Origin of the sequence: Nonomuraea sp. NPDC050783, from assembly GCF_040802095.1 — a bacterium.
GTDB lineage: Bacteria > Actinomycetota > Actinomycetes > Streptosporangiales > Streptosporangiaceae > Nonomuraea.
This window is the reverse complement of sequence record NZ_JBFAHK010000001.1, coordinates 505,797-527,996: the sequence shown is the minus strand read 5'-3', so window position 1 is coordinate 527,996 and position 22,200 is coordinate 505,797. Positions and strand designations below refer to the sequence as shown.

The 22,200-nt window shown below is 73.8% G+C and carries 25 protein-coding genes; 3 read left to right on the top strand and 22 right to left on the bottom strand.

From position 1 onward, the window contains the following. The 8 genes from glnT to AB0H75_RS02440 form a co-directional block, all read right to left on the bottom strand. On the bottom strand, positions 1–1,353 hold the full coding sequence (gene glnT, locus AB0H75_RS02475; protein ID WP_367788516.1) for a type III glutamate--ammonia ligase: 1,353 nt from the start codon (positions 1,351–1,353) through the stop codon (positions 1–3). A 27-nt stretch (positions 1,354–1,380) separates the two neighbouring features. Beyond that, positions 1,381–3,249, bottom strand: a complete 1,869-nt coding sequence (gene asnB / locus AB0H75_RS02470) for an asparagine synthase (glutamine-hydrolyzing) (protein ID WP_367788514.1) — start codon at positions 3,247–3,249, stop codon at positions 1,381–1,383. A gap of 18 nt (positions 3,250–3,267) precedes the next feature. Beyond that, positions 3,268–3,879 carry a hypothetical protein gene (locus AB0H75_RS02465; protein WP_367788512.1) on the bottom strand — a complete coding sequence of 204 codons (612 nt, stop codon included), beginning with the start codon at positions 3,877–3,879 and terminating at the stop codon, positions 3,268–3,270. A gap of 85 nt (positions 3,880–3,964) precedes the next feature. Further along, positions 3,965–5,638 carry a glycosyltransferase 87 family protein gene (locus tag AB0H75_RS02460; protein ID WP_367788510.1) on the bottom strand — a complete coding sequence of 558 codons (1,674 nt, stop codon included), beginning with the start codon at positions 5,636–5,638 and terminating at the stop codon, positions 3,965–3,967. A 13-nt stretch (positions 5,639–5,651) separates the two neighbouring features. Then, complete coding sequence (locus AB0H75_RS02455) at positions 5,652–6,566, bottom strand: decaprenyl-phosphate phosphoribosyltransferase (RefSeq protein ID WP_367788508.1); 915 nt, start codon at positions 6,564–6,566, stop codon at positions 5,652–5,654. After that, entirely contained in the window at positions 6,553–7,833 is a 1,281-nt protein-coding gene (locus AB0H75_RS02450) for a glycosyltransferase 87 family protein (protein WP_367788506.1), read from the bottom strand. Before AB0H75_RS02450 ends, AB0H75_RS02455 begins: the two co-directional genes overlap by 14 nt. 63 nt (positions 7,834–7,896) lie before the next feature. Next, entirely contained in the window at positions 7,897–8,706 is an 810-nt protein-coding gene (locus tag AB0H75_RS02445) for an SDR family NAD(P)-dependent oxidoreductase (RefSeq protein WP_367788504.1), read from the bottom strand. Beyond that, on the bottom strand, positions 8,703–10,079 hold the full coding sequence (locus AB0H75_RS02440) for an FAD-binding protein (protein WP_367788502.1): 1,377 nt from the start codon (positions 10,077–10,079) through the stop codon (positions 8,703–8,705). The genes AB0H75_RS02445 and AB0H75_RS02440 overlap by 4 nt, the downstream gene beginning before the upstream one ends. 166 nt (positions 10,080–10,245) lie before the next feature. Between AB0H75_RS02440 and AB0H75_RS02435 the strand changes: the two genes are divergently transcribed. Continuing rightward, positions 10,246–10,674, top strand: coding sequence for an SCP2 sterol-binding domain-containing protein (locus AB0H75_RS02435; protein WP_367788500.1), 429 nt, complete (start codon positions 10,246–10,248; stop codon positions 10,672–10,674). Positions 10,675–10,760: 86 nt separating this feature from the next. Here AB0H75_RS02435 and AB0H75_RS02430 read toward each other — a convergent pair whose 3' ends face one another. From AB0H75_RS02430 to AB0H75_RS02365, 14 genes are read right to left on the bottom strand one after another with little or no spacing between them, the layout of a single operon-like run. Next, a complete protein-coding gene (locus tag AB0H75_RS02430) occupies positions 10,761–12,134 on the bottom strand; it encodes an acetyl/propionyl/methylcrotonyl-CoA carboxylase subunit alpha (RefSeq protein ID WP_367788498.1) in 1,374 nt (457 codons plus the stop codon). 27 nt (positions 12,135–12,161) lie between these two features. Beyond that, positions 12,162–12,632, bottom strand: a complete 471-nt coding sequence (accB, locus tag AB0H75_RS02425; RefSeq protein WP_367788496.1) for an acetyl-CoA carboxylase biotin carboxyl carrier protein — start codon at positions 12,630–12,632, stop codon at positions 12,162–12,164. Between the two features lie 15 nt (positions 12,633–12,647). Next, positions 12,648–14,339: an acetyl-CoA carboxylase carboxyltransferase subunit alpha gene (locus AB0H75_RS02420; protein WP_367788494.1), complete on the bottom strand. Its 1,692-nt coding sequence runs from the start codon at positions 14,337–14,339 to the stop codon at positions 12,648–12,650. Next, positions 14,336–14,656, bottom strand: a complete 321-nt coding sequence (locus AB0H75_RS02415; RefSeq protein WP_367788492.1) for a DUF6059 family protein — start codon at positions 14,654–14,656, stop codon at positions 14,336–14,338. The genes AB0H75_RS02420 and AB0H75_RS02415 overlap by 4 nt, the downstream gene beginning before the upstream one ends. 38 nt (positions 14,657–14,694) lie before the next feature. Further along, positions 14,695–15,006, bottom strand: coding sequence for an antibiotic biosynthesis monooxygenase (locus AB0H75_RS02410; protein ID WP_367788490.1), 312 nt, complete (start codon positions 15,004–15,006; stop codon positions 14,695–14,697). Next, on the bottom strand, positions 15,003–15,329 hold the full coding sequence (locus tag AB0H75_RS02405) for an antibiotic biosynthesis monooxygenase (RefSeq protein ID WP_367788488.1): 327 nt from the start codon (positions 15,327–15,329) through the stop codon (positions 15,003–15,005). The genes AB0H75_RS02410 and AB0H75_RS02405 overlap by 4 nt, the downstream gene beginning before the upstream one ends. Positions 15,330–15,331: 2 nt before the next feature. Beyond that, positions 15,332–16,084 carry an SDR family NAD(P)-dependent oxidoreductase gene (locus AB0H75_RS02400; RefSeq protein ID WP_367788486.1) on the bottom strand — a complete coding sequence of 251 codons (753 nt, stop codon included), beginning with the start codon at positions 16,082–16,084 and terminating at the stop codon, positions 15,332–15,334. Between the two features lie 27 nt (positions 16,085–16,111). Further along, on the bottom strand, positions 16,112–16,570 hold the full coding sequence (locus AB0H75_RS02395; protein WP_367788484.1) for an anthrone oxygenase family protein: 459 nt from the start codon (positions 16,568–16,570) through the stop codon (positions 16,112–16,114). A 55-nt stretch (positions 16,571–16,625) separates the two neighbouring features. After that, on the bottom strand, positions 16,626–17,102 hold the full coding sequence (locus tag AB0H75_RS02390; RefSeq protein ID WP_367788482.1) for an SRPBCC family protein: 477 nt from the start codon (positions 17,100–17,102) through the stop codon (positions 16,626–16,628). A 1-nt stretch (position 17,103) separates the two neighbouring features. Then, positions 17,104–17,352, bottom strand: a complete 249-nt coding sequence (locus AB0H75_RS02385) for an acyl carrier protein (RefSeq protein ID WP_367788480.1) — start codon at positions 17,350–17,352, stop codon at positions 17,104–17,106. Between the two features lie 34 nt (positions 17,353–17,386). Then, entirely contained in the window at positions 17,387–18,589 is a 1,203-nt protein-coding gene (locus AB0H75_RS02380) for a ketosynthase chain-length factor (protein WP_367788478.1), read from the bottom strand. Beyond that, positions 18,586–19,857, bottom strand: a complete 1,272-nt coding sequence (locus tag AB0H75_RS02375) for a beta-ketoacyl synthase (protein WP_367788476.1) — start codon at positions 19,855–19,857, stop codon at positions 18,586–18,588. The genes AB0H75_RS02380 and AB0H75_RS02375 overlap by 4 nt, the downstream gene beginning before the upstream one ends. Continuing rightward, positions 19,854–20,423: a cupin domain-containing protein gene (locus AB0H75_RS02370; RefSeq protein WP_367788474.1), complete on the bottom strand. Its 570-nt coding sequence runs from the start codon at positions 20,421–20,423 to the stop codon at positions 19,854–19,856. The genes AB0H75_RS02375 and AB0H75_RS02370 overlap by 4 nt, the downstream gene beginning before the upstream one ends. 5 nt (positions 20,424–20,428) lie before the next feature. Beyond that, positions 20,429–20,749: a TcmI family type II polyketide cyclase gene (locus tag AB0H75_RS02365; RefSeq protein ID WP_367788472.1), complete on the bottom strand. Its 321-nt coding sequence runs from the start codon at positions 20,747–20,749 to the stop codon at positions 20,429–20,431. Positions 20,750–20,954: 205 nt separating this feature from the next. Here AB0H75_RS02365 and AB0H75_RS02360 point away from each other — a divergent pair, with 205 nt between their 5' ends. Then, positions 20,955–21,410 carry an anthrone oxygenase family protein gene (locus AB0H75_RS02360; RefSeq protein WP_367788470.1) on the top strand — a complete coding sequence of 152 codons (456 nt, stop codon included), beginning with the start codon at positions 20,955–20,957 and terminating at the stop codon, positions 21,408–21,410. A 52-nt stretch (positions 21,411–21,462) separates the two neighbouring features. Continuing rightward, positions 21,463–22,200, top strand: coding sequence for an SDR family NAD(P)-dependent oxidoreductase (locus tag AB0H75_RS02355; protein WP_367788468.1), 738 nt, complete (start codon positions 21,463–21,465; stop codon positions 22,198–22,200).

Below are 22,200 nucleotides of genomic sequence, written 5' to 3'. Positions count from 1 at the left end.
TCAGCAGGCCAGCAGGTAGTGGCGGAGCTCCCAGTCGGTGACCTGGGAGTGGTAGGCGGCGAACTCCTCCCGCTTGACCCGGGCGTAGTAGTCGCAGTACTCGCCGCCCGGCACCTTGCCCAGCGCGGCCCGCAGCACCGCGTCGGCGGACAGCTCGTCCACGGCGTGCAGCAGCGTCGCCGGCAGCGCCCTGCCGGGGGCCGCGTCCCGCTCCAGGTCCCGGCCGTCCGGCGGGCCGGGGTCGAGCGAGCGGTCGAGGCCGTCGAGCCCGGCGGCCAGCAGCCCGGTCAGCGCCAGGTAGGGGTTGGCGGCCCCGTCCACGCAGCGGGCCTCGACCCGGCCGGGGGCGGGCACGCGCAACATCTGGGTGCGGTTGTTGCCGCCGTACGTGGCGAACCCCGGCGCCCAGCTCGACCCGGACGCGGTGCCGGAGCCGGCGCCCAGCCGCTTGTAGGAGTTGACGGTCGGGCAGGTCAGCGCCATCAGGCCGGGCGCGTGGTCGAGCACGCCCGCCAGGAACGCGTACCCGGTCGCCGACAGGCCGAGCCCGCGGGCGTCGTCGGCGGCGGCGAACAGCTCGCGGTCGTCGCCGCTCCACAGGCTGAAGTGGATGTGCAGGCCGTTGCCGGTCAGCCCGGTGAACGGCTTCGGCATGAAGGTGGCGATCTTCCCGGCCCGCTGCGCCAGCGTGTGCACCATGTACCGCAGGAAGATCACCCGGTCGGCGGTGGTCAGCGCGTCGGCGTAGCCGAAGTTGTGCTCGAACTGGCCGTTGGCGTCCTCGTGGTCGTTGGAGTAGTTCTCCCAGCCCAGCCGGTTCATGGCCCGGCTCACGGCGGCCAGGTGGTCGAGGTTGCGGGTCGCGGCGCGCGCGTCGTAGCAGGGCGAGGCGGCGTCGTCGAGGGCGTCGGCGACCTTGAGCCGGCCGTCCGCGTCCCGGTCGAGCAGGAAGTACTCGGGCTCGGCCCCGGCCTTGAACACCATGTCCCTGGCGGCCAGGCGCTCCAGCTGCCGCTTGAGCACGACCCGCGGCGCGTACGGCCACGGCTCGCCCTCGACGTGCAGGTCGCACTGGACGACGGCCAGCCCGTCCTGCCAGGGGGCCGGCATGTAGGAGCGCGGGTCGGGGATCGCCACCACGTCCGGGTCGGCCGGGCTCTGGCCCAGCCCGCCGGCGGCGTGCCCGGCGAAGCCGATGCCCTCGGCGGCGAGCCGGGCGGCGGTGCTCGCGGGCACGAGCTTGGCGCACGGCTTGCCGTGCAGGTTGACGAACATCACGAGCAGGAACTCGACGCCGTCGCGGGCGATCGCGTCCACGAGCTCGCCCGCGCCGGCGGGCGGGGTGTAGGTCATCGCGGCCTCCTAGGGGCGACGGGCGGGCTAGAGCGACAGGCGGACGTCGTAGTCGCGCAGCCAGGTGTCGAACTGCAGGACCATTTCGAGGTTGGCCCGCTGGACCCAGGCGCCCATGCCGGTGACCAGCCCGTCGGGGTCGTCCAGCACCTCGCGCGCGGCGGCGGCGTCGTAGAAGGGGGCGGCGGGCGCCGCCGGGTCCGCGGCGAAGCGGGCGAACTCGGCGCACAACCCGTGCGCGTACGCCGGGTCCTGCGTCACCGGGTACGGGCTCTTGCGCCGCTCCAGGACGGAGGCGGGCAGCAGGTCGCGCGAGGCGGCCCGCAGCAGGCTCTTCTCCCTGCCGTCGAAGCTCTTCAGCGCCCACGGCACGTTGAAGACGTACTCCACCAGGCGGTGGTCGCAGAACGGCACCCGGATCTCCAGCGCGCCCGCCATCGCCAGCCGGTCGGTGCGGTCGAACAGGACCGGCAGCCAGCGGGTGATGTGCAGGTGCAGCAGCTCGCGCATGCGCCGCTCGTGCCCCTCCTCGCCCGGCAGGCGGGGCACCTCGGCCAGCGCCTCCTGGTAGCGCTGCGCGGTGACGCCGGGGATGTCGAGCTTCTCCAGCAGCCCGGGCTCCAGCAGCCCCGCGCCGAGGCCGGGCCAGGTCGGGTCCACGAGCTGGCCGATCGCCACCCAGGGGAAGGTCTCGGCGTAGACGAGCTGGGGGGCGTGCACCCAGTTGAACCCGCCGAAGATCTCGTCGGCGGTCTCGCCCGACAGGACCACCACGGTCTCGTCGCGGACCTGGCGGGCCAGCAGGTAGATCGAGGCGTCCCCGTCGCCCATCGGGGTGGGCAGGTCCTGGGCGTGCAGGGTCGCCCGCCGCACCTCGGGGCTCATCATCTGCTCGGGGGTGAGCAGGATCTCCTTGTGGGCGGCGCCGATGTGGGCGGCCATCTCGCGGGCGTACGGCGCGTCGGGGGTGTCGCGCACCTCGTCCGGCTCGAAGTTCTCGGTGTAGCCGGCGAAGGTCAGCGCGTAGGTGGGCATCGCGTCCACGCCCTGGCGGCGCAGCTCGCGGGCGGCGATGGCGGCGATGACGCTGGAGTCCAGCCCGCCGGACAGCAGCACGCCGAGCGGCACGTCGGAGACGAGCTGGGCGCGTACCGACTCCTCCAGCAGGCCGCGTACCGTGTCCACGGTGGCGGCCTGGCCGTCGGTGTGCGGCCGCGACTCCAGCCGCCAGTAACACTCGTGGTGCGCGCCGCTCTCCCGCAGCACCAGGACGTGGCCCGGCTCGACCTCGCGCATGCCCTTGTAGACCGACTCCCCGGGCGTCTTGGCCTGGACGAGCAGCTCGCGCATGCCGTCGAGGTCCACCTCGGGGGCGAGCCGGCCGGAGGCGAAGATCGCCTTGGGCTCGCTGCCGAACACGATGCCCTCGGGGGTGCGCGCGTAGTGCAGCGGCTTGATCCCGAGGTGGTCGCGGACCAGGACGAGCTGGTCGTGCCGCAGGTCCCACACGCCGAAGGCGAACATGCCGTTCAGGTGCTCGCCGCACCGCGTGCCCCACTGCAGGTAGGCCCGCAGCGCCACCTCGGTGTCGCAGTTGGAGCGGAACCGGTGGCCGTGCGACTCCAGCTCGGCCTTCAGCTCGCGGTAGTTGTAGATCTCGCCGTTGTAGGTGATCGCGGCGATGGGCCGGCCGTCCTCCTCGGCCACCATCGGCTGCCCGCCGCCCGGGATGTCGATGACCGCGTTGCGGGTGTGGCCGAGCAGCGCGTGCCTGCCGACCCAGATGCCCCTGCCGTCGGGGCCGCGGCAGGCGATGGCGTCGGTCATCGTCTCGGCGAGCCCGTGCTCCCGCGTCAGGTCGCGATCGAAGTCCACCAGGCCGGCTATTCCACACATGTGCCCATCCCTTTCGTCTCACCGGTGACAGTCGAGGTGCTGGAAGACGATCCATTTGCCGACCACGTAGCCCTGGCCGGAGATGCTGAAGGAGGCGCCGCCCGTCCTCCTGATGACGTCCTTGTAGGGCGCCTCGAACCCGGGGCCGAGGATGCGGCCCTCGAACAGCAGGCCGCCGTCGCGCCAGCCGGGCGCGTACTGCTCGGTGCGGTTGCCGATGCTGTCGAAGAAGAAGCCGCTGTACCTGTTGTCGGAGCTCTCGAACCCCCACATCCAGGTGCCCGACGCCGGTCGCGGGTTCTGCGGGGTACGCAGCTCGCGCAGGTCGAACACCAGCCAGCTCCCGTCGTGCCGGGGCTCGACCCTGGCGCTCGCCCGCACCGGGAACGACGTGCCCTCCGGCGAGGAGTTGCGGCCCTCGCACGTCCAGGCGCCGTGGAAGAACGCCATGTCCCGCAGGGCCGCCGCGGGGGCGGGGCCCTTGGCCGCGCTCGCCGGCGCGGGGCCGGCGGCCCGCGGCCCGCCCCCGCCGTCCCCGCCGTTGGCCAGGACGAACCCGGCCGTGCCGATCAGCGCCGCGCCGGCGATCGAGGCGACGATCGCCGTGCGGATCCGGGTCGATGCCATCATCGAACCTCCTTGGGGCCGGGGCCTTCGCATCGTCGCAACCCCCGGTAGGGGTCGCCTAAAGGCCGCCTGGAGCCGCGGCGGCGGCTCAGCGGGCGGGCTCGACCTCCGCGAGCTCCGCCAGGCGCGGCAGGAAGACCCATTTCTTGTAGGACCAGAAGCGGAACACCGTGCCGAGGACGACGCCGACGACGTTGGCGGCCACGTTCTTGGCCAGCAGGCTGTCCAGGTGCAGCACGTAGACGGTGAAGGCCAGGCAGAGCAGGGAGATGCCGGCCGCGACGAGGTTGAGCGCGGCGAAGACGGCGTACTCGCGGGCCAGGCCGCCGCGCCCGCGGTGGCGGAACGTCCAGTGCCGGTTGCCGAAGTAGGCGAACGTGGTGGCCGCGGCGGCCGCCAGCGCCTTGCCGGTCAGGTGGCCGTGGTCCTCGCCGAGCACCATCCACAGCAGGTTGGAGCCGCCGACGTCGATGACGTACGCCACCGCCCCCACCACGCCGAACCGGGCGACCTCCTGCGCCAGCCGGGACAGCCGGCGGCGGTAGGCGGGCGGCTCGGCCGCCGCCGGAGTGCCGCCCCGGTCGCGGCGGCGGCAGCGCACCCCGGCCGCCACCAGCAGGCAGAGCCAGCCGATCGCGAACACCGCGGCCAGCAGGTGCCCCGCCACGGTGGACGGGTACATCACCGGGTACGGGCTGGCCAGGTAGAACAGGCCGCCGGTGTAGAGCAGGGTGATCAGGCCGGTGAACGCCCACATGAGGGCCGAGCGGGCCCGGCGGGCGAGCGTCCACAGCAGCACCAGCACCGGCACGATCCACGACCAGTGGTGGTGCCAGCCGATCGGCGTGACCAGCGGGGCGGTCATCCCGACGGCCATCAGGGCCTCGGCGGCGAAGCCCCGCCGGTGCAGCCGCACCGCCGTCCACAGGCCGGCGGCCAGGGCGAGCGCGGCCACGACCAGGCCCGCCGTGCCCGCCTGCGGCGCGTGCAGCAGCCGCGCCACGACGCCGTGCACCGACTGGTTGAACGTGACGTGCATCTCGCCGACGCGCCCGGCGTCCCACAGCAGCCGGGTCCAGTAGGCCCAGGAGTCGGCGCCGAACACCGCGAAGCCGGCGGCCACCGTGCCGGCGAAGGTGGCCGTCGCGGTGAGCGCGGCCCTGCGCTGCCCGGTGAGGAACAGGTGCACGATGAAGACGGCGGGCACGATCTTGATGCCCGCGGCCAGCCCGACGCCGACGCCGCGCCACCTGGCGTCCGGCGGCCGCATGAGGTCGGCCGCGACGGCCAGCACCAGCAGGACGCTGATCTGGCCGAGCATCAGCGTCTCGGCGACCGGGCTGAGGAAGATCAGCAGCGGGGCGAGCCCGACCAGCAGCCGCAGCCGCCGCCGTCCGGGGGCGAGGGCGCCGTGGACCAGCCACACCAGAGCCAGCACGCTCGCCACCGTGGCCACCTGCAACAGCGCGCCGAAGACCGGCAGGGGCAGCAGGGCGAGCGGCGCGAAGAGCAGCGCGGCGAACGGCGGGTAGGTGAACCACAGGGCGATCTCCAGCTGGTCGGCGCTCGCCTGCTCGGCCACCAGCGGCGCGGCGTACAGCGGCCGCCCGGCCCTGGCCAGGTCGCCGCCGTAGTCGTAGACCTTCAGGTCGCCCAGCCACCACGGCACCTGGCCGATCAGCGCCCACAGCAGCGCGACGACCGCGCCCGCGGTCAGCAGCACGACGCCGGCGCACATCGCCCGGCGGGTCCTGTCGTTCATCGGAGCCCTTCCTTCAGTTCGCGTACGTACCGGCGACGAGCAGCCCGACCAGGACGAGGCCGGTGATGAGGAGCTGGCGGTCGCGGAAGAGCAGCTCCTCCGGCGCCTCGCCGTGGCCGTTGTCGACGAGCAGCGCGTAGCGCAGGACGACGGCGATGAACGGCACGATGCTGAGCGAGAGCAGGGCCAGCCCGACGCCGTCGTGGAGCTGGAACACCCACAGGCTGTAGGTGACGATCATGGCCCCCGACGACATCGCCTGGACGTGCCCGAGGTAGCCCGCCGAGTAGGCCGTCAGGGTCGCCCGGCTCCCGGTCCCGGCGTGCCGCAGCTCGCCCGCGCGCTTGCCCGCCACGACGAACAGCGAGCCCAGGGAGACCACCACGTAGAACCAGATGGAGATGGGCACGCCGACCGCCACCGCGCCGGCCACCGCCCTGATGACGAAACCGGCGGCGACCCCGAGCAGGTCGAGCACCGCCAGGTGCTTGAGCCTGAAGGTGTACGCCGTGGTCAGCGCGACGTACCCGCCGACCACCGCCGCCGGCCCCGGCCCGGCGAGCAGCCCCGCGGCGATTCCACCGAGGACCAGCAGGACGCCCAGCGCCGCCGCCGCCCGCACGGGCACCAGGCCCGCCGCGACGGGCCGCAGGCGCTTGACCGGATGGGCCCGGTCCGCCTCGGCGTCGGCCGCGTCGTTGATGAGGTACGTACCGCTCGCGGCCAGGCAGAGGGCGGCGAACGCGACGGCCGTCAGCAGCCCGCCGCGCGGGGTGAGCAGCACCCCCGCGGCTCCCGGGGCGGCCACCACGAGCACGTTCTTGACCCACTGCTTCGGCCGGCAGGCCCGTACCAGGCCGCCCAGCAGGGCGGCGGCCTGGCTCCGGCGGGCGACCGGCGCGGGGCGCAGCCCGTCAACGGAGGTCATCACGCCCGCCCGCGTCCCGCCCCTGCGCGGTCAGCCGGGGCAGGGGCCCGCGCCGCCGGTACACCTCGGCCAGCGCCACCAGCAGCACGCCGGTGATCACGAAGGTCGCGGCGAGCAGTTGCGCCCCCGGGCTCAGCCCGTACCCCTGGAGCGGGTTGAACGAGGCGAACATGTACGGCCGCAGCAGGAAGACCAGCAGCACGAACACCGTCAGGGCCCACAACCACCGGGACCGCGTCCGCCGGGCCATCGTCCACAGCAGCACCAGCACGGGGACGATCCACACCCAGTGGGCGATCCACGAGAACGGCGAGATCAGCAGCATCGCGATCGCCACCACGAGCACGCCCTCGAAGTTCATGCCCCTGCGGTGCAGCCCGGCGCCGATGGCCAGCGCGGCCACGAAGGTGACCGCGGCCAGGGCCAGCCAGAGCAGGTTGTTGTCGTCGTTGCCGAGCAGGCGCACCACGACCCCGCGCAACGACTGGTTGTAGGTGAACTCGGGGATGAACACCCGGTCCGGCTCCCACATGGCCGAGCTCCAGTAGCGCAGGGAGTCGGCGGGCAGTACCGCGAACGCCACCGCGACCGTGCCCAGGAACGTGACCGTCGCCGTCGCGGCCGCCCTGAACTGGCGGGTGAGCAGCAGGTAGACGATGAAGATGCCCGGCGTGATCTTCACCCCGGCGGCCAGGCCGACCAGGACGCCCTTGCCCCTCGCCCCCTGCGGCCGCATCAGGTCGAGGAAGGCCAGCAGGATGAAGACGTTGATGTTGCCCACCTGCACGTCCTGCAGCACGGGGTCGAGGAACTGGACCAGGGTGACCACCACGGCGGTCAGCACCAGCCGCCGCCGGCCGCGCGGCACGGCGACCGCGCCCAGCGACACCCAGACCACACCGCCGAGCGCCAGCATCTTCAGCGTGTTCCACACCAGGCTCAGCGCGTCCACCCCGAGGAGGCTGAACGGGGTGAGCAGCAGCGCGGCGAAGGGCGGATAGTTGAAGGGCGCGTTGAACTGCAGGTCGGGGCCGAGCGGCGGCGCCACGACGTCATACAGGTCACCGCCGCCGCGCAGGACGACCTCGCTGGACATGTAGTAGACGTTCCAGTCGGCCATCCACCAGATGATCGTGCGCTGGGCGGCCCAGAGCAGGACGGACAGCGCCACCGCCACGCCGACGGCGAAGGCCGCCGGCCTGATCCATCGGGCCCACGTCGCCGCGGGCGCGCCCGCCGGCGTGGCGGGCTTGGTCGATACGGTCATGGGATCTCCTCGGACGGGGGGCGGGATCGGGGACGGGGGCGGGAGGACGGGGGCGGGGCCCGCTCAGCGGGACAGGCGCCGCCAGAGCGGCCGGGGGACCAGGCGGAGCGCGGCGAACAGCACCCTCAGCCCGCCGGGCACCCAGACCGTGCGCCGGTCCAGGCGCAGGCCCTCGGCGACCGCGTCGGCCACCTGGGCGGGCGTGGCGGGAAAGGGCGCGGGGGCCAGGCCCTCGGTCATGCGGGTGCGCACGAAACCGGGCCGCACCACCATGACGTGGGCGCCGCTGCCGGTCAGGGCGTCGGCCAGGCCGTGCGCGAAGGCGTCGAGGCCGGCCTTGGCGGCGCCGTACACGAGGTTGGACCCGCGTACCCGCACGCCGGCCACCGACGACAGGACGACCAGGGTGCCGTGGCCCTGCTCGCGCAGCAGGCGGGCCGCGTGCAGCCCGGCCGACACGTGGCCGGCGAAGTTCACGGTGGCGCTGCGGAAGGCGGCGCGCGGGTCCCGCTCGCAGGCGGCCTGGCTGCCCAGCACGCCGAACGCGGCGATCACCACGTCCACGTCGCCGAGCCGGTCGCGCGCGGCGCGGAAGGCGGCCGCGTGCCCGTCCGGATCGGCGGCGTCGAACGGGACGACGTGCACGGCGTCGGCGCCCGCCTCCTTGAGCGCGGCCACGGCGGCGTGCGGGAAGGCGGGCGGGGAGGCGAACGGGAAGGCGGACGGGGAGGCGGACGGCGGCTCGTCCGCGCGGACCGCGAGCACGACCCGGCGGGCGCCGTCGCGGACCAGGCGGGCCGTGACCGCCAGGCCGATCTCGCTGCGTCCGCCCAGGAGGAGCACGGTCCCGACCGTGCCGAGCGCGTTCTTCATGGCTTCCGGCCTTCCTGCGAGAGCGACAACCGGCGCGCCAGGTCGGAGCCGAGCAGGCCGGTGGGGTCGGCGGCCCGCCTGGCGGCGTCCCACTCGGCCAGCCGGGGGTACATCCGGGCGAGCATGGACGCCGGCAGGCGCGCGTCCTTGGCGAGGTAGACCCGCCCGCCCGCGCCGGCCACCCGCTCGTCCAGCTCGGTGAGCAGGGCGGCCAGCCCGCCGAGGCCGGCCGGCAGGTCCAGCGCGAGCGTCCAGCCGGGCATGGGGAACGACAGCGGCGCCGGGTTGCCCGGCCCGAACCGCTTGAGCACGGCCAGGAAGGACACCGCTCCCGCCGCCGCCAGCCGGCCGGCGACGGCGCGCAGCACGGGCTCGGCGCCGAACGGCACCACGAACTGGTACTGGACCAGGCCGCGCGGGCCGTACAGCGCGTTCCACCCGCGCACGCCGTCCAGGGGGTGGAAGAAGGGCGCGATGCCCTGGATCTCGTTCCTGCGCAGGGCGGGCGCCCTGCGGTACCACGCCTCGTTGAAGGCGCGGACGGTGTGCCGGTTGAGCAGGCCGGGCGGCGCCCAGCCGGGAGCGCGCAGCCGGGTGGCCGGCGCGAAGGCCAGCGGCGTGCCGCGGCGGCGGGCCGGCAGCTCGTCGCGGCGCGCGTGCCGGCCGCGCGTGAGCACGCCGCGGCCGGTGGCCCCCTTGCCCGCCGCGAGGTCGATCCAGGCCACCGAGTAGTGGTGGTGGTCGTCGGTGGCCGCCATCAGCTCCAGGGTGTGGTCGAGGTCGCGGGTGCGCTCGGTGTCGACGCGCAGGAAGGCGGTCTCCACGGGGACGCACTGGACGACGGCCTCGGTGATCACCCCGGTGAGCCCCATCCCGCCGACCGTCGCCCAGAACAGGGCGGGGTCGGACTCCGGCGTGACGGTGCGGACCTCGCCGCCGGGCAGCACCAGGGTGAGGCTCCTGACGTGGTGGCCCAGGGAGCCGTCCACGTGGTGGTTCTTGCCGTGGATGTCGGCCGCGACCGCCCCGCCGACGGTGACCTGGCGGGTGCCCGGCGTCACCGGCACGAACCAGCCGCGCGGCAGCAGCGCCCGCATCAGGGCGTCCAGGCTGACGCCCGCGCCCACCGCGCACCGGCCCGTCTCCGGGTCCAGACGCGGGCGGCCGGGCAGTCCCGTGCAGTCCACGACCAGGCCGCCCGCGCACTGGGCGGCGTCTCCGTAGGAGCTGCCGAGCCCGCGGGCGATCAGGCCGCGCGGCGCGGCGGCGGCCAGCAGCCCGGCCACCTCCTCCACCGAGCGCGGCCTGGCGACGGAGGCGCGGGTGGGCGCGGTGCGGCCGAACCCGGTGAGCAGCCTCTGGGGAAGTTCCATGATCGTCCTTTGCTCCCGTGTCGCGTTGCGCGCATCGTCGCAACGGGGCTTAGGAGCCGGGTCGAGAAACCCTGGAGGCCGGGGACGGGCCGGTCCAGCGCCGCCCTAGGTGGGCCCTAGGCGTTGCTGTGACGCTGCGACCAGGACAGGCCACGGAAGGAGCATCATGAGCGAGGCACGTACCCGTTTCGAAGACCTGCGCCCCGTCATCGACGACAGCCCCAAGGAGGAGCTGCTCACCGCCGTCAAGGAGCAGCCCGGCGGCATCGACGGCGTGCTCGGGCTGGTCTTCGAGCTGACGCCGGACAGCTTCAAGGCGGACAAGGCGCGCAAGGGCGAGGGCACCTTCCAGTACGAGATCGACACGCCCGAGGGCCCGAAGTTCTACCACGTCTCGGTGGACCACGGCACGTGCGCGGTGGGCCGGGGGCGGCTGGACTCGCCCAAGGTGACGATCGGCGTCGAGCTGGGCGACTTCCTCAAGATGACCACGGGCAAGCTGGCCGGCCCGCAGGCGTTCATGACCGGCAAGCTGAAGGTCTCGGGGAACACCTTCTTCGCCATGAAGTGGCGGGACTGGTTCGGCACCCTGTAGTCCGGCACCCTGTAGTCCGGCACCCTGTAGCGGCGAAAGGCGCTCCCGGAGCCTCCGGGAGCGCCTTTCCGCGTGGGCGGGCGGGCTCAGGCGGCGGGCTGCTCACGGGCGGCCTCGGCCAGCATCCGGTCCACCAGCGACGTCGTGTGCTCCCCCGCCGCGAACTGCGGGTCGGCGAGAATGCGCCGCAGGAACCCGATCGTGGTGCGCACGCCCCTGCCGGTCACCGTGAACTCCTGCAACGCGCGGTCCATCCTGGCGATGGCCCGCGCCCGGTCCGGAGCCCAGACCACCAGCTTGGCCAGCAGCGAGTCGTAGTGGGGCGTGACCCGGAAGCCGGGCCGGGCGTGGGTGTCCACCCGGACGAACGGCCCGGCGGGCGGCTGGAACTCCTCCAGCACGCCCGGGGTCGGGATGAAGCCCCGCTCCGGGTCCTCGGTGATCACCCGGCACTCGATCGACACGCCGCGCGGGGCCACGTCCGCCTGCCGGATGGACAGCGGCTCGCCCGCGGCCGCGCGGAGCTGCTCGGCCACGATGTCGATGCCCGTGACCATCTCGGTCACCGGGTGCTCGACCTGGATCCGGCAGTTGATCTCCATGAGGTAGAAGGCGCCGTCGGTGTCCACCAGGAACTCGAAGGTGCCGGCGCCCGTGTAGCCGACGGCCCGGCAGCCGCGCACGGCCATCTCGCCCATGCGCCCGGCCAGCCCGGCCGGCAGCCCAGGGCCGGGGGTCTCCTCGACCAGCTTCTGGTGGCGGCGCTGCACCGAGCAGTCCCGCTCGCCGAGGTGCACGGCGTTGCCGTGCCCGTCGCACAACACCTGGACCTCGATGTGCCGCGCCTTGTCCAGGTACTTCTCGACGTAGACCCGGCCGTCGCCGAAGACCGCCTGCGCGTCCGCCCGGGTGCGCTGGTAGGCGGCGCGGAAGTCGCGGGGGTCGTGGACCACCCGCATGCCCCTGCCTCCGCCGCCCGCCGCGGCCTTGATGATCACCGGGTAGCCGATCTCGTCCGCCAGCTCCGCGGCGGCCACGCCGTCGCCGATCGTGTGGTTGCTGCCGGGCAGCACGGGCAGCCCGGCGGCGGCCATGACGGCCCGGGTCTCCGCCTTGTCGGCCAGCCGGGCCATCACCTCCGGCGGCGGCCCGATGAACGTGATGCCGTTGTCGGCGCAGATCTCCGAGATGTACGGGTCCTCCGACAGGAAGCCGTACCCCGGGTGGATGGCGTCCGCCCCGGTGCGCAGCGCGGCCTCGATGACGGCGGGCACGTTCAGGTAGCTGCCCTTGGGCTGCGGCGGGCCGATGTGGACGGTCTCGTCGGCGAAGCGCGTCACGGCCGAGTCGCGGTCGGCGGTGGAGTAGACCGCGACGGTGCGGATGCCGAGCTCCCGGCAGGTCCGCGCGACGCGCAGGGCGATCTCTCCGCGGTTGGCGATGAGGACGGTGCTGAACATGGGCTTCCAATCACGCGCGGTTCGTCATCATGGGGTGTCGGCCGTCCTGACGGCGATGAGGCGCTGGTCGAACTCGACGGGCGTGCCGTCGGCGGCCAGCACCTCGACGACCTCGCCCGAGCAGTCGGCCTCGATCGGGTTCATCATCTTCAGCGCCTCGACGATGCCGATCTGCTGGCCCTTCTCGACCCGGCCGCCCGCGGCGACGAAGGGCTTGGCCCCCGGTTCCGGAGCCCGGTAGAAGGTCCCGACGATGGGCGAGCGGACGTAGTGCAGCCCCTCGTCCAGCACCGCCTCCACGGCCACCGGCGCCTGGACGGCCGCCGCCCTGGCGGGCTCGCCCGCCAGGGCGGTCCACTCCAGCTCGATGTCGGCCGCCCCGGAGCGGACCCTGATGCGCCGGAGCCCGGGTGCGGCGTTCCTGATGAGCTCGATGGCGCTCGACCGGACGACGTCCATCTCGGAGCCGTCGTCCGGCCGGTTGTCATTCTCGGCCACGGCACTCCCCTGCCTTCACTCTGCGTTTCGTCCGAAGTTCCGGAAACGTCGCCGGCGGTCGCGTACGAGTTGCCCGGGCGACATCGGTAGCAGCTCGTTCAGCGCCGTGGTGAGGGCCCGGCGCAGGGTGTCGGCCGCGTCCACGGGGCCGGCCTGCGTGCCGCCCTCGGGCTCGGGCAGCACCCCGTCCACGATGCCGAGGCGCAGCAGCTCCCGCGCCTGCACCCGCAGGGCCGCGGCGGCGGCCGGCGCGGCGGAGGCGTCGCGCCAGAGGATCGACGCGCAGCCCTCGGGGCTGATGACCGAGTAGACCGCGTTGGAGAAGGCCAGCACCCGGTTGGCGACGCCGAGCGCGAGCGCGCCGCCGCTGCCGCCCTCGCCGATGACCACCGACACGACCGGCACGGGCAGGCCCGACATCAGGCGCAGGTTCTCCGCGATGGCGCCGGCCTGGCCGCGCTCCTCGGCCTCCATGCCCGGGTACGCCCCCGGCGTGTCGATGAGCGTGACGACCGGCAGCCCGAGCTTGGCCGCGAGCCGCATCAGCCGGGCCGCCTTGCGGTAGCCCTCCGGGCTCGGCATGCCGAAGTTGCGGGCCACCAGCTCGTGCGTGGTGTGCCCCTTCTGGTGGCCGACGACCACGACGGGCCGCCCGGCGAAGGCGCCGAGCCCGCCGACCACCGCGGGGCAGTCGCGCCCCATCCGGTCGCCGTGCAGCTCGACGAACCAGTCGAGGACGTGGCTGAGGTACTCCAGCGTCGTCGGGCGCTCGGCGTTCCTGGCCAGCCGGACGCACTCCCAGGCCGGGACCTCGGGCAGCAGCCGGTGGTCGCGGATCAGGGCGGCGCCGTGCTCGCTCCCCTCCTCGGCGAGCAGGCGCCCGCCCGCCCCGCCGGCCGGCCCGCCCCGCTGGACGGACAGCAGCCTGGACAGCACGCCGCGCAGCGCCGGGCGCGGCTGCACGTCGTCGATCAGCCCGTGCTCCAGCAGGAACTCCGCGGTCTGGAAGCCCTCGGGCAGCTGCTGCCCGATGGTCTGCTCGATCACCCGCGGCCCGGCGAAGCCCATGCGGGCCCCCGGCTCGGCGATGATCACGTCACCGAGCGAGGCGTAGGAGGCGGCGACGCCGCCGTAGGTCGGGTCGGTCGTCAGCGACAGGTGCAGCACGCCCGCCTCGTCGAGGGCGGCCAGCGCCTGGCTCGTCTTGGCCATCTGCATGAGGGCCAGCGCGCCCTCCTGCATGCGGGCGCCGCCCGAGGACGACACGACGAGCAGCGGCGTGCGCTCGCGCAGCGCGACCTCGGCCGCGCCCGCGATCCGCTCGCCGACCGCGACGCCGAGGCTGCCGCCCATGAACCGGAAGTCCATCGCCGCGACGACCACGGGCCGGCCGTCGATGGCGCCGCGCACGCACTCGACGGCGTCCTCCAGGCCGGTGCGGGCGCGGCCGTCCAGCAGCCGCGCGGTGTAGGGCTTGCCGTCGGTGAACTCCAGCGGGTCCACGACCACGGCCGCGCCGTGGACGGGCACCGCCGTGCCGGGGTCGAGGAGCTGACCGATCCGCTCCCTCGCGGTCAGCCGCGCGTGGTGCCCGCACTCGGGGCACACCCGCAGCCGCTCCTCCAGCCGCCGGTTGTAGACCAGGGCGCGGCAGCCGGGGCAGGCCGACCAGCCGGTCGCCGGCCCCGCGGTGAACAGGTCGGTCATGACCCTCCTCGTCTCGTGAAGATCTCCTCCAGTTGCGCCCACAACGCCGCCTCGGCCGCCGTCGGCCGGGCCGGGGAGGCCAGCCGCTCCGGGTGCCGGGGTGGCGGCTCGCCGGTCCCCGCCGTTCCCGCCGCCTCCGCCGTTCCCGCGCGGCCGGTCGCGCGGGTCTCCCCCGGCCCGCGCCAGTCGGCGGGGTCGAGCGGGTACGCGCACGTCCAGTAGGCGCCGGACACGGCCAGGGCCCGGCCGAGCAGGCGCAGCGCGGCCAGCACGCCGCGCCAGGCCCGGTCCGCCCGGCGCCGGTTGCGCTCGTTCATCGGCCCTCGCTCCCCTGCTGGTGACCGTGTGCCGGCCGTCAGTACGCCGCCACGACCTCGTAGATGCCGTAGTGGCGGGCCCCGCTCGCGCGGTCCTGGAAGGGGCGCAGCGGCGACGTGGCCGAACGGTGCTCGGCCCCCTCCTCCCACGCCTTGAAGTCCGCCATGCTCTCCCACTCCGACAGCACCGCGAACCCGGCCGGGTTCAGCGCCGAGCGCAGCAGCTCGTTGCGCACCAGGCCCGGCGTGTCGGCGAGGCGGGCGCTGATGTCGTGATAGGCCGCCTCGATCGCCCCGGGGCCGGTCTCCGGCACCGTGAGGTAGACGATCACCCGGGCGCGGCCCTTCACCGGGTCACCGCCTGGACGCCGACGAGGCTGTACAGCGCGGTCATCGTGGTCATGGAGCCGCCGCTGCGGTACGGGTGCAGCTTCATCCGGTGCTGGACGTGCTGGTCGCTGCGCTCGAACTCGCGGAAGCTGGGCTCGTCGGTCCAGTCGCTGACGATGTAGTAGACGTGCTCGTCCGACTCGTCGCGGTAGAGCCACTGCCCCAGGTTGGCGGGGTGCCCGGTGACGCCGGCGCCGACCGACAGCCAGGCCTCCTCGAACTCCCGCTCCATGCCCGGCTTGATCTCCGCGCGCAACATGACGCGGAAGGTGCGCTCGCTCATGCTCAGATGCCTCCGTCGACGTTGATGTTCTCGCCGGTGATGTACGCGGACTGCTCGCTGAGCAGGAAGAGCACCGCGCCGGCGATGTCCTCGGGCCGGCCGAACCGGCGCATGGCGATGATGTCGGCGTAGCGCTCCTCGTACGCGCGGCGCTGCTCGGGCGAGAGCTTGGCGGCGGCCTCGGGCGTCTCGATCATGCCCGGGGAGACGAGGTTGACGCGGATGCCGGACGGGCTGAGCTCCTTGGTCAGCCCGCGTACCAGCCCGATGAGGCCGGACTTGGCGGCGGTGTAGTGGGCGCGCAGCGGGATGCCCACGGTCGCCACGCGGGAGCCGATCGCCACCACCGAGGCGCCCTCGGACAGCAGCGGCAGCGCCCGGTTCACGACGAGGTAGGCCGCGGTCAGCGAGGTGTCCACGACCCGGTTCCACTCGTCGAGGGTGAGCGCCCCGAAGGGCACGTGGCTGATCACGCCGGCGTTGTGGACGATGCCGTGCAGCCGGCCGTGCCGCTCGCGCACGCCCTCGACCAGCGCGTCCACCTCGCCGGGGACGGTGACGTCGGCCTTGACGAGCTGGTGGTCGCCGGGGACGTTCTTGAGCTCGCCGGCGAGCGCGTCGATGTGCTCGCCGTCCTGGCGGTAGCAGGAGACGACGTTCGCCCCCGCGCGCGCCACGGCCAGGGTGATCGCCCGGCCGATGCCGCGGCTGCCCCCGGTGACGAGCACCGTCTTGTCTGACAGTTGCTGGTTCATGCTGATTCCTTCACGGGAAACGGTCCTTCACGAGACGGTGGCGGCCACGATGTTCAGCGCGAACCCGGCGCACGACAGGACCGTGCGCAGCAGGTTCCAGTTGCGCCATCGCGGCCTCGGGTCGAGCCGGTCGAAGTCCGCCGGCAGGGCCTCGGGGTCCATGGACTTGACCCAGCGGTTGATGGGCACCTGCTTGGTGATCGAGATGCCCATCACGCAGCAGAGGACGACGGCCGCGGCGGCGAACAGCGGCCGGGCCGCGCCGCCCGGCGTCACCACGGCGAGGACGGCGTCCGCCACGACGGTCAGGCCGAAACAGATCGGCATGAACGGGTCGTAACGTCCCCACAGGTACCGGTGCGAGTAGACGTACCGGTCGGCGGGGAACGTCTCCATCAGGGGAATGATCCCGAGCGTGGTGGACAACAGGATTCCGGCCGCGAGCCCGCTGCCGAGCAGGGTCAGCGGCGCCAGGACGTCGAGCATCCGCCATCACTCCCCTTCGTCGTTCTCGGGTTCTCGGGTTCTCGGGTCCCGGCTCTCAGGCGGCCGGGTCCGCGGCGGCGGCGGCCCGCCGCTCGATGGCCTCTTTGATGTGCCGCATCTCGGTCCGGGTCTGCCGGTTGAGGTGCTCGGCGGCGCCCTCGTTGTCCACGGGGGCGTCCGGCCTCATCTCGAACTGCTGGATCCAGCGCATCCGGGTGCCGCCGCCGTCGGCCTCGTGGAACTCCCAGAAGATGTGCATGAACTCCAGCAGCAGCCCGGTCTCCACCCGCTTGGCGTGCACGGTGCGCGTCACCGGGTCCACCCGGCGCTCGCTGACCCAGCTCCACACCGTGCCGTCCGGCTCGGGGTGCATGGTCAGCCGGAAGCGCACCCGGTCGCCGTCGCGCTCCAGGATCTCGACCCGCTCGTACTCGGTGAACAGCTCGGGCCAGGACTCCAGGTCGTTGGCCAGCTCCCAGACCACGTCCGGCGGGGCGGCGATGACGATCTCGTTGTCCGTCCTGCCGGGCATGTCAGGCCGCCAGCCGGGCGTTGACGTAGTCCAGGATGTTCCTGGGGGTGGTCATCTCGGCGATCGCCTCGTCCGGGATCGGCAGCCGGTGCGTCTGCTGGATCCTGGTGGCGATCTCCAGCACGGCCAGCGAGTCGAGGCCGAGGTGGTCCAGCACGGTGTCCAGGATGTCGCCGTCCAGGTCCTTGGCGACGTCGGCGTCCACCTGGATCATGATGGTCTTGAGCTCGTCCAGAGTGAGCTGACTCATCTCATCCTCCTGTAGGGGTCGGTGCGAGGGGTGTTCAGAGGGCGCTGACGACCGCCGCGGCGTTGAACCCGCCGTAGCCGCGGGCCACCACCAGGGCGTGCCGCAGCGGGGCCTCCCGCGGCTCGCCCACCACGAGGTCGAGCTCGTAGGCGGGCAGCGGCTCGGCGACGTTGACGGTCGGGGGGATGACCTGGTCGCGGATCGCCAGCAGCGCCGTGGCCAGGTCGAGGGCGGCACCGCCGGCGTACAGGCGGCCCGTCATGGTCTTCGGGGCGGTGACGGGGACCCCGCGCGGCCCGAAGACCTCGCGCAGCGCGTCGGCCTCGGCGCGGTCCAGCTCCGGCACGCCGTAGGCGTCGGCGAAGACCACGTCCACCCCGTCCGGCGTCACCATCGCGTCGGCCAGCGCCGACTCGATGGCCCGGCGCAGGGTGGGCGGCCGGCCCGAGCCCGGCGGCGGGTCGAAGGTGGCCGCGTAGCCGGCGATCCGGCCGTACGGCCGCCGCCGCGCCGCCGCGGCCTCCTCCACGATCATGATCGCGCCGCCCTCGCCCGGCACGTAGCCCCGCGCGCCGGCCGAGAACGGCTGGTACGCCGTGCCCGGGTCGTCGCCGCGGCTCAGCAGCCGGGTGCTGATCTGCGCCGTGAGACCGGCGGGCGACAACGAGGCGTCCGTGCCGCCGGTGACCACCAGCCGGGTGCCGGCGCGGATCTGCCGGCGCGCGTGGCCCACCGCGTCGAGGCCGCCCGCCTGCTCGGTCGCGATCACCCCGCAGGGGCCGCGCATGCCGTGCCGGATGGAGAGCTGGCCGGTCGTGGCCGCGTAGAACCAGGCCACCGACATGTAGGCGCCGACGTACAGCGGGCCCTGCGCCCAGAGCTTCTGCAGCTCCCGCTGGCCGAACACGGTGCCGCCCGAGGAGTTCGCGGTGATCACCGACATCGTGTACTCGGGCAGCTCCGCCGGGTCGGCGCCGGCGTCGGCCAGCGCCTCGTCGGTGGCGGCGAGCGCCAGGTGGGTCATGTGGTCGGTCTGCGCGCGCAGCCGCTTGGGCACGCGCTCGGCCGGGTCGAAGCCCTTGACCTCGCCGGCCAGCCGGACCGGGTAGGAGCCGACGTCGTACGCCGTGATCACGTCGATGCCGCTCTTGCCGGCGAGGGTGGCGGCCCAGTAGTCCGCCACGCCCAGGCCGTTCGGCGCCGCCACGCCGATGCCGGTCACCACCGCCGCGCTCATGCCGCCACCCGATCCGGCGTCGTGACCGTCACGGCGGTCTGGAACCCGCCGAAGCCGCTGCCGATGCTCAGCACCACGTCGGTGCGGTGCTCGCGGGCCTCCACGGGCACGTAGTCCAGGTCGCACTCCGCGTCGCGGTTGCGCAGGTTCGCGGTCGGGGGCACCACGTCGTTCTCGATGGCGAGGACGCTGGCGGCGATCTCGATGGCGCCGATCGCGCCGAGCGAATGGCCGATCATCGACTTGATCGAGCTCATCGGCACCTGGTACGCCCGCTCCCCGAAGCTCTCCTTGACCGCGGCCGTCTCGTGCCGGTCGTTCTGCTTGGTGCCCGAGCCGTGGGCGTTGACGTAGTCCACGTCCCGCGGCGTGAGCCCCGCGTTGCCGAGCGCGACGCGGATGGCCTCGGCCATCTCCCTGCCGTCGTCCTTGAGCCCGGTCATGTGGAAGGCGTTGGCCCGGCTGGCGTAGGAGGCCACGGCCGCCCGCGGCGTCGCGCCGCGGCGCCTGGCGTGGCCGGCCTCCTCCAGCACGAACACCGCCGCGCCCTCGCCGAGGACGATGCCGTTGCGCTCCCGGTCGAAGGGCCGGCAGGCGGTGGCGGGGTCGTCGTTGCGCGGGGTGGTGGCCTTCAGCGCGTCGAAGCAGGCCACGGTGATGGGCGAGACCGGCGCCTCCGCCGCGCCGGTGATCACCACGTCCGCGGTGCCCTCCTCGATGAGCTGCAGGGCGTAGCCGACGGCGTCCAGGCCGGAGGTGCAGCCGGTCGAGACCAGCGAGGTCGGGCCCTCCGCGCCGGCGGTCCAGGCCACCTCGGTGGCGATCGAGCTGGGGACCATGAAGGTGTAGCTGTGCGGGACGGCGTAGGACCAGTCGGTCAGCCAGCGCCGGCCGCCGTCGCTGACGACGACGTACTCCTGCTCCATCATGGTCGTGTTGCCGACCGCGTTGCCGATGCTCACGGCCACCCGGCCGGGGTCCAGCCCGGCGCGGCAGAGCCCGCTGTCGGCCAGGGCGTCGCGCGTGGCGACCACGCCGAGCTGGGCGGCCCGGTCCATGCGCCGGGCCTCCTGCGGGGTCAGGCCGCGGGCCGCCGGGTCGAAGTCGCACTCCGCGGCGACCTGGCAGCGGAAACCGGTCGCGTCGAAGAGGGAGATCCGCCTGGTGGCGGTCCGGCCGGCGGCGAGCAGGTCCCAGAAGGAGGCGGTGTCGCCGCCGCCGGGGGCGATCACGCCCATCCCGGTGATGACGGCCCGGCGGCGGCTCATGGCATGCCACCCGTCGAGGCGCCGGCCGGGCCGGCCGTGCTGACCGGGCCGACTGGGCTGACCGTGCTGACCGGGCCGACCGTGCTGACCGGGCCGGCCGGGCCGCCGACGTCGGGGGGCGGGCCCTCCTCCAGCAGGGGCTCGGTGTCGACGTGGCCCAGCTCCGGGCGGGGCGCGAGCGGGCCGTTGTGGAAGACCACCTTGGCCGGCTCGGCGCCGTTGTTCTCGAAGCGGTGCGGGGTGCCCTTGGGGATCAGCAGCCCGTCGTCCGGGCGCAGCTCGACGTGACGGTCGCCGTCGATGCGGGCGGTGAGCGTGCCGCTGACGACGTAGATGAACTCCTCGGAGTAGGGGTGGTGGTGCTCGATGACGAACTCCCCCGGCTGCAGCACGCCCACGCCCATGAACCCGGACGTGGCGCCCGCCGAGCGCGGGCTGAGCAGCAGCTGGATCGCGCCGCCCCGTCGGTGGTCCACCGGGACGTCGCACAGCGACACCTTCGTGGCCGTCGCGTTTCCGGCCGTCGCGTTTCCGGCCGTCGCGTTTCCGGCCGTCGAAGCGGACATCGGGCTCACTTCCGTTCCCACACGTAGAACTGCTCGGCCATCGAGTCCTTCGGCTCGCGCCACGACGGCAGGTACGGGCTCATGTACTTGGCGAGCCTGGTGTTGACCTCCTGGAACAGCGGGTGCTCCCGGTGGGCGTAGAGCCGCGCGGTCGGATCCTCGTCCGCCTCGGTGAGGTGGAAGTAGAGGCCGTTGAACCGGAACAGCGACCGGGCCCGCACGCCGATCAGGTCCGGCAGGTCGGTGGCGTCGGAATCGCGGAAGATGTCCGCCACCGCGTCCGCGTCCGACGGATCCATTCGCGCCACGATGAGCGTTCGGTGCATTGCGACTCCTGTCCTAAGGGCTGAGTGCGGCCATGCAGGGGATGCTGACAAGCCCTCCTCGCGGGCTCATCGAGAACCGCTCGACGCCCGATGGACCGCCGCGCCGTCCAGCGGGACGTCAGCGACCTTCGAGCCGCCCACGAGGCGGAGGTGTCACGGTCGAGCGGCCTCGCGATTTCGGCGCCGAGCGGAAGGTGGAGCCGCCGTGTACGAGTTCCTGCGCCTGTTCGCCCTGCTGGGCAGCGGTACGACGGCGGGCGTGATGTTCGCCGTGGCGCTCAGCGTGGTCCCCGCCCTGGCGGCGATGCCGCCCGCCCGGTACGTCGAGGCACACCGGCTGCTCGGCCGCAACTGGGACCCGACGATGCCGGTCATCGTGCTCTCGACCGCCCTCGCCGACCTCGTGCTGGCGCTGCTGGCGCCCGGCGTGGCGGCCCGGTCGCTGCACGCGGCGGCCGTCGTGCTGGTCCTGGGCGTGGCCGGCGTGTCCCACCTGCTGAACGTGCCGCTGAACCGCGCCGTGAAGGCGCTCGGCCCGGCGAGCGCGATCCCGCGCGACTGGGCGGACCCCCGGCCGGCCTGGCGCGGCTACCACCTGGTCCGCACGGCCCTGGCCGGGCTGGCCTTCCTGGTGAACGCCGCCGCGGCCGTCCTCGCATGACGCCGGCGCACCGGCCGCCGGCGACCAGCCACCAGCCCGGAGGGGGCATCCCGTGAACCTCACCCTGAACGATCGCAAGGTCCTGGTGACCGGCGGCGGCCGCGGCATCGGCCGGGCCGTCTGCCTGGCCCTGGCGGGCGCGGGCGCGGACGTGACCGCCTGCTACCGCTCCGACGAGGAGTCCGCCGCCGAGCTGGCCCGGCAGCTCAAGCGGCTCGGCGGCGACCACCACGTCATGCGGGCCGACGTCACCGTGCCCGCCGACGTGGCGGCGCTGGCCGAGCACGTCCGCGTGCGCCACGGCCGGCTGGACGCCGTGGTCAACAACGCCGGCGTCGACGCGATGGCCCCGCTCGCCGTGGTCGGGGAGGAGGAGTGGCGGCACGTCGTGGACACCGACCTCACCTCGGTCTTCCAGGTCACCCAGGCCGTGCTGCCGCTGCTCGCCGAGGGCGCGTCGATCATCACGGTGGGCAGCGCCGCCGCCGAGCGCGGGGTGGCCATGCGGGCGCACTACGGCGCCGCCAAGGCCGCCCTCACGGGGCTGACCCGCTCGCTCGCCAAGGAGCTGGGCGGGCGCCGGATCCGGGTGAACCTGGTCGCCCCCGGCATCGTCGAGACCGAGCCCGGCGCCGGGCTGCCGGAGGAGCTGTTCGAGCGGTTCACCGCGCTGACCCCCCTCGGCCGCCTGGCACGGCCGGAGGACGTGGCCGGCGCCGTGGTGTTCCTCGCCTCGGACCTGTCGCGCTTCGTCAACGGCGTCACCATCACCGTGGACGGCGGAATCTGA

Coding starts and splice junctions, on each gene's coding strand:
- glnT (WP_367788516.1), bottom strand. CDS start 1,353: ATGACCTACACCCCGCCCGCCGGCGCGGGCGAGCTCGTGGACGCGATC.
- asnB (WP_367788514.1), bottom strand. CDS start 3,249: ATGTGTGGAATAGCCGGCCTGGTGGACTTCGATCGCGACCTGACGCGG.
- AB0H75_RS02465 (WP_367788512.1), bottom strand. CDS start 3,879: ATGATGGCATCGACCCGGATCCGCACGGCGATCGTCGCCTCGATCGCC.
- AB0H75_RS02460 (WP_367788510.1), bottom strand. CDS start 5,638: ATGAACGACAGGACCCGCCGGGCGATGTGCGCCGGCGTCGTGCTGCTG.
- AB0H75_RS02455 (WP_367788508.1), bottom strand. CDS start 6,566: ATGACCTCCGTTGACGGGCTGCGCCCCGCGCCGGTCGCCCGCCGGAGC.
- AB0H75_RS02450 (WP_367788506.1), bottom strand. CDS start 7,833: ATGACCGTATCGACCAAGCCCGCCACGCCGGCGGGCGCGCCCGCGGCG.
- AB0H75_RS02445 (WP_367788504.1), bottom strand. CDS start 8,706: ATGAAGAACGCGCTCGGCACGGTCGGGACCGTGCTCCTCCTGGGCGGA.
- AB0H75_RS02440 (WP_367788502.1), bottom strand. CDS start 10,079: ATGGAACTTCCCCAGAGGCTGCTCACCGGGTTCGGCCGCACCGCGCCC.
- AB0H75_RS02435 (WP_367788500.1), top strand. CDS start 10,246: ATGAGCGAGGCACGTACCCGTTTCGAAGACCTGCGCCCCGTCATCGAC.
- AB0H75_RS02430 (WP_367788498.1), bottom strand. CDS start 12,134: ATGTTCAGCACCGTCCTCATCGCCAACCGCGGAGAGATCGCCCTGCGC.
- AB0H75_RS02420 (WP_367788494.1), bottom strand. CDS start 14,339: ATGACCGACCTGTTCACCGCGGGGCCGGCGACCGGCTGGTCGGCCTGC.
- AB0H75_RS02415 (WP_367788492.1), bottom strand. CDS start 14,656: ATGAACGAGCGCAACCGGCGCCGGGCGGACCGGGCCTGGCGCGGCGTG.
- AB0H75_RS02405 (WP_367788488.1), bottom strand. CDS start 15,329: ATGAGCGAGCGCACCTTCCGCGTCATGTTGCGCGCGGAGATCAAGCCG.
- AB0H75_RS02400 (WP_367788486.1), bottom strand. CDS start 16,084: ATGAACCAGCAACTGTCAGACAAGACGGTGCTCGTCACCGGGGGCAGC.
- AB0H75_RS02395 (WP_367788484.1), bottom strand. CDS start 16,570: ATGCTCGACGTCCTGGCGCCGCTGACCCTGCTCGGCAGCGGGCTCGCG.
- AB0H75_RS02390 (WP_367788482.1), bottom strand. CDS start 17,102: ATGCCCGGCAGGACGGACAACGAGATCGTCATCGCCGCCCCGCCGGAC.
- AB0H75_RS02385 (WP_367788480.1), bottom strand. CDS start 17,352: ATGAGTCAGCTCACTCTGGACGAGCTCAAGACCATCATGATCCAGGTG.
- AB0H75_RS02380 (WP_367788478.1), bottom strand. CDS start 18,589: ATGAGCGCGGCGGTGGTGACCGGCATCGGCGTGGCGGCGCCGAACGGC.
- AB0H75_RS02375 (WP_367788476.1), bottom strand. CDS start 19,857: ATGAGCCGCCGCCGGGCCGTCATCACCGGGATGGGCGTGATCGCCCCC.
- AB0H75_RS02370 (WP_367788474.1), bottom strand. CDS start 20,423: ATGTCCGCTTCGACGGCCGGAAACGCGACGGCCGGAAACGCGACGGCC.
- AB0H75_RS02365 (WP_367788472.1), bottom strand. CDS start 20,749: ATGCACCGAACGCTCATCGTGGCGCGAATGGATCCGTCGGACGCGGAC.